The following is a 4226-nucleotide window of genomic DNA, read 5'->3' on the forward strand; positions in this document are numbered from 1 at the left end:
GTGGCCCCATCATCTAATGGTTAGGATTCCAGATTTTCATTCTGGCCATAGGGGTTCGAATCCCCTTGGGGTCACCACTTTAACTCCCTAAAATACGCACTTGCAATCACTTTAAATTTTATATTGTAAAATACTCCTATTGACCCATTCAATTGACACGCAATTTAATTTTTCCAGTAAAAAGTTTCAAAAAATCATAAATATCACTCAGAAAAAAGCACGAGTATCGCGATACTCAAAACATGGAAGCGATTTAACGGCTTAAAAGCTTAATAACGGTACAATCGCGCAAAATATTAATCCAAGGACTTTGATTTGAGAAGTCATTTTTGTACCGATTTAAGTGAAGCAAACGTAGGCGACAACGTCGTTTTATGCGGTTGGGCAAACAGCTACCGCGACCATGGAGGGATCGTATTTATCGATTTACGCGATAAAAGCGGTTTGATCCAGCTCGTATGTGACCCAGCCGACAATGCCCACGCACACAAAGTAGCAAGCGAAGTACGCGACGAATTCGTCCTCATTGCTCACGGACGTGTTCGTAACCGTGGAGAGGGTCTTGTGAATCCTCGTCTCAAAACGGGTGCGATTGAAGTGGTGGTTGAAAACCTCATTATCGAAAACCGCTCAGAGCCCGTACCGTTCGGTATCGGTGATAACAACGTCGGTGAAGAGACCCGTCTTCGCTATCGATACCTTGATTTGCGTAATCCAAACGCGTTCCAAACATTCCAAATGCGTTCAAAAGCGGCGATTGCGGCACGTAACGTCCTTGATCGTCTCGGATTCTTGGAAGTGGAAACACCGATTTTGACCAAATCGACCCCTGAGGGTGCGCGTGACTATCTCGTCCCGAGCCGTGTTCACGAAGGTGAGTTTTACGCCCTCCCACAATCTCCGCAGCTTTTCAAACAGCTTCTTATGGTGGCTGGATTCGATCGCTATTTCCAAATCGCGAAATGTTTCCGTGACGAAGATTTGCGTGCTGACCGTCAGCCTGAATTTACCCAAATCGACGTGGAGATGAGCTTCTGTAACCAAGAAGACGTTATCCGCGTTGCCGAAGAGTTGATTACCGGAATGTTCGCCGCTGCCGGACACGAAGTCCATACGCCGTTCAACCGTATCAAATACAATGATGCAATGGAGTGGTACGGATCGGATAAACCCGATCTTCGATACGATCTCAAAATGGTGGATGTGATTGACATCTTCGCACGTTGTGACAACGAGATTTTTACCTCTATCGCCGCTAATCCGAAAATGAACCGAATCAAAGCGCTTCGTGTACCGGGTGCCGATTTGGTATTCTCCAAACGTGAAATGAAAAGCTTCGAAGATTTCGTTCGCAAATTCGGTGCAAAAGGTCTCGGATATTTCCAAATGAAAGAGGACGGTCTCAAAGGTCCGTTGGAAAAATTCTTCACCCCTGAAGATCTCCAACTCCTCGTCGATCGAACCGGCATGGAAGTGGGCGACGTGGTCTTCTTCGGTGCGGGAGACAAAAAAACCGTCTGGGATTACATGGGGCGCTTCCGTATCTTCATCGCCGAACATGAAAAAATGAACCTGATCGACAAAGATCGCTTCGAATTTGTCTGGGTTGTCGATTTCCCGATGTTCGAAATCGAAGAGGGTCGTGTCAAAGCGCTTCACCATCCGTTTACAATGCCGCGTGATCTCAACCACGAACACCTCGAAGACATCGAATCGATTGCATACGACATCGTCCTCAACGGTACAGAACTCGGAGGCGGATCGATCCGTATCCACAAACAAGATTTGCAAGAGCAAATTTTCAAACTTCTCGGTATCGGCGAAGAAGAGGCTCAAGAGAAATTCGGCTTCTTGCTCGATGCACTCAAATTCGGAGCGCCTCCGCACGGCGGTTTTGCGATCGGGTTTGACCGCTTCATGATGCTCTTGTCTAAAAAAGACTCTATCCGTGACGTTATCGCGTTCCCGAAAACCCAAAAAGCATCGTGTATCATGACTCAAGCACCGAGTCCGGTTGAACTCACTCAATTACGTGAGCTTCACATCCGACTCAGAGAGAGTGCGAAGTAATCCATGAAAAAACTTTTTTTGATTATCGGTGCGCCGGGCTCAGGAAAAACAACCGATGCGGAGATGATTGCCGCACGCAACAGCGATTCTATCGTTCACTACTCGACGGGTGATCTCCTCCGCGCCGAAGTAGCCAGCGGGTCTGAGCGTGGACAGCTGATCAACAGCTTTATCAGCCGTGGAATGATCGTTCCGATTGAGATCGCGATTGAGACAATCACTGGCGCGATCAAATCGGCTCCATCTGACGTTATTTTGTTCGACGGCTATCCACGATCATTCGAGCAAATGAATGAACTCGACAAATTCCTACAGCATGACACCAGCATCGAGTTGATGAGCGTCATCGAAGTGGTTGTGAGCGAAGAGGTTGCGCGTGATAGAGTTCTCGGACGCTCTCGCGGTGCCGATGACAAAGAAGAGGTATTCAATAACCGTATGAATGTCTATACCGAGCCGCTCAGTACGATTCAAGCGTTTTACGAAGAGAAAAATCTCCTCCAAAAAATCAACGGTGAACGTTCCATCGACGCCATCGTCGATGAGATGGAAGCTTTCATTAAGAACAAAATTTAGCTATTCGGGATTTTATTCCGATAGCGTTAAATTAAAAATAAGGAATTAATATGAAAATCATTCTTTTGGGTGCACCGGGTGCAGGAAAAGGGACACAGGCTCAGTTTTTGACCAAAACATTCGACATTCCGCAAATCTCTACCGGAGATATGCTCCGCGCCGCGATCAAAGCGGGAAGCGAACTCGGAACCTTGGCAAAATCATTTATGGATTCGGGCAAACTCGTCACCGATGAGATCATTATCGGTCTTGTCAAAGAGCGTATTGCTCAAGATGATTGTAAAAACGGTTTCCTCCTTGACGGTTTCCCGCGTACCGTTCCGCAAGCCGATGCCCTCAAAGAGGCAGGTGTTGCGATCGATGCTGTAATCGAAATCGATGTCGCTGATAGCGTTATCGTTGAGCGTATGTCAGGACGTCGTGCTCACCTTGCATCAGGTCGCACCTATCACATCGTATACAATCCTCCGAAAGTGGAAGGAAAAGACGATGAAACTGGAGAAGATCTAGTACAACGTGACGATGACAAAGCCGAAGTTGTTTTGGATCGTTTGCGTGTTTATCATGAGCAAACGGCTCCGCTTGTCAACTATTACAAAGCTGTTGCTGCAGCCGATAGCTCAGTCAAGTATATCACCATCGACGGAACTCAAAAAATCGAAGCGGTTGAGCAAGCGATCCTTTCGCAACTCAAATAATTTTCTTCAATTAATACACACCCCATGAGCAAAGCCCATCGGGCTACGCTAACGCTAAGTTCTCTTCAGCAGAGAGCTCACGTCCAGTAAACCGGACTATGATTTTACTTTATCTTCTCGTGTTATAATCCTTGTATGAAAACTCCCCACTTTTATGCCGTTATTATCGGTTCTGAAATCTTGAATGCCCGTCGTGACGATAAACATTTTCTCTATATTCGCGATGCGCTGATGCGTCGCGGACATACCCTTTTTGCTTCGTTCATCATCAAAGATGATCCGATCTTAATCCATAATACCTTCACCATGATCAAAAACGATCCAGATGCCGTGATGTTCAGTTTCGGCGGAATCGGCTCAACCCCCGATGATTTAACTCGCCAAATCGCTTCCGATGTCTTTAGTGACGGTGAATTGGTTCTGCATAAAGAGTTTAGCGATCATATCATCGAACGCTTCGGTGATGCCGCCTATCCACACCGTATCCATATGGCGGAACTTCCTAAAAATTCGGGATTGCTGCACAACGTCATCAACAATATGTCGGGATTTTCTCTCGAAGAGCGCTATTTCTTTATGCCCGGTTTTCCTGAAATGTCTCACCCGATGGTTGAAGAGGCGCTGGAGCGATTTTATCCTGACGGATCCAAACTTTACCGCAAAACACTCATCGCCCAGACATCCGAAAATACGCTGATCGATGTGATGGAAGAAATGGACGAGGGAATCGATTTTTCATCGTTGCCGATGATGAAGAGCGGAAATCCGAGCGTCGAAATTTCGGTCGCATCTGCAGATAAAAGTCTAACCGAGATCAATTTTGAACGCTTTATTAATACGCTAAATGCCAAATCAATCGCCTATAGTATCCTAAAAGACACA

4 protein-coding genes and 1 tRNA gene are annotated in these 4226 nt (G+C 46.4%); all 5 read left to right on the plus strand.

Features of this window, described 5'->3' with window-relative positions; translation table 11 throughout:
* The first annotated feature begins 2 nt into the window (after positions 1-2).
* Positions 3-77: transfer RNA gene (locus JHC35_RS06950), tRNA-Glu, on the plus strand.
* A gap of 238 nt (positions 78-315) precedes the next feature.
* Positions 316-2070, plus strand: coding sequence for an aspartate--tRNA ligase (aspS, locus tag JHC35_RS06955; RefSeq protein WP_295043409.1), 1755 nt, complete (start codon positions 316-318; stop codon positions 2068-2070).
* Positions 2071-2073: 3 nt separating this feature from the next.
* Positions 2074-2646: an adenylate kinase gene (locus JHC35_RS06960; protein WP_295043412.1), complete on the plus strand. Its 573-nt coding sequence runs from the start codon at positions 2074-2076 to the stop codon at positions 2644-2646.
* Between the two features lie 50 nt (positions 2647-2696).
* Positions 2697-3344, plus strand: coding sequence for an adenylate kinase (gene adk, locus JHC35_RS06965; RefSeq protein WP_295043414.1), 648 nt, complete (start codon positions 2697-2699; stop codon positions 3342-3344).
* 135 nt (positions 3345-3479) lie between these two features.
* The coding region (locus JHC35_RS06970) for a molybdopterin-binding protein (protein WP_295043417.1) at positions 3480-4226 on the plus strand (747 nt) is incomplete at its 3' end.

Origin of the sequence: Sulfuricurvum sp. (genome assembly GCF_022759005.1) — a bacterium.
Lineage (GTDB): Bacteria > Campylobacterota > Campylobacteria > Campylobacterales > Sulfurimonadaceae > Sulfuricurvum.

Excerpts from the sequence above, each read along its gene's own strand:
- JHC35_RS06960 (WP_295043412.1), top strand. The coding sequence starts at position 2,074 with ATGAAAAAACTTTTTTTGATTATCGGTGCGCCGGGCTCAGGAAAAACA.
- adk (WP_295043414.1), top strand. The coding sequence starts at position 2,697 with ATGAAAATCATTCTTTTGGGTGCACCGGGTGCAGGAAAAGGGACACAG.